The organism is Oleiphilus sp. HI0128 (assembly GCF_001635365.1).
In genome coordinates this window covers 1-818 of record NZ_LWGG01000324.1, presented here as the reverse complement: position 1 = coordinate 818, position 818 = coordinate 1, and the positions used below count along the sequence as shown (strand labels likewise).

Sequence of the window (818 nt, the reverse complement as noted above, 5' to 3'; positions counted from 1 at the left end):
GTAGCTTATTTGAAGTGTTTGCATACTTTTGAGTTTAGAAATCAGAGTTTTCGTTTGTTTGTCCTGAGTATCAAAGTAGTTCTCTAGCCAAATGCTTGCTTGTTTTAAGCTGTGAGTAAAAATAGCCTGGTTTTGCTCTAGTAAGGCAAGGTTTGCTTGTTCGAGCATCAGTCTTAGATTCTGCTTCAGATAATAATTTTGCTCAGGCGCCATAAGAGGCGCGACAGGGTGATCCAAACGCCGGATCAATACTGCTTTCTTTAGCTCGCCCCATACTTCCAGCCATGCTTGCTTCCATGCGGGAAGATCTGAAGTTTGTGATGAACGCTGGCTTGGTGTTTGTTCTGGCTCTGGCTTGCTCGTGTCTAAATAAGCGCTTTCTTTTAAGCCGTCTAAAGAAGAAATGATAGCCGAGAGTTGCATAAACATACCTTCACGGTCGAGGTGAGAAAGCTGTTGTAAGCTAAGAATCTCTTGATTGAGTGCTGCACGAACTGGGAGTAAGCCTGGGTCATTGATTTCGGCCAGCACTTTATCGGCAGATATCATGACTGCCTCAGCATTTTTTAAGTCGCGCTCAAGAAGAAGTCTTTGGTTGGCGAGATGTAATAAATACTCGGCCTCAGCAAGTAGCCAGTCAGCACGACTGCTGGCACCCATTTCTGTTAGCTTCTCGGTGTTATATAAACTTTGCCTATCGAGCTGAGTCAGTATCTGACTTTGTTGTTGTTTGTCTGCTTCTAGGTTTTTCAAACGTCGCTCGAGGCTTTGCTCTAAGTATTGAACTCGTTGTTGTGCGCTCTTATTTTGTGAATCTA

At 43.8% G+C, this 818-nt stretch carries 1 protein-coding gene; it reads right to left on the bottom strand.

Going from position 1 to position 818, the window contains the following annotated elements:
• The coding region (locus tag A3763_RS04110) for a uroporphyrinogen-III C-methyltransferase (RefSeq protein WP_197482754.1) at positions 1–818 on the bottom strand (818 nt) is incomplete at both ends.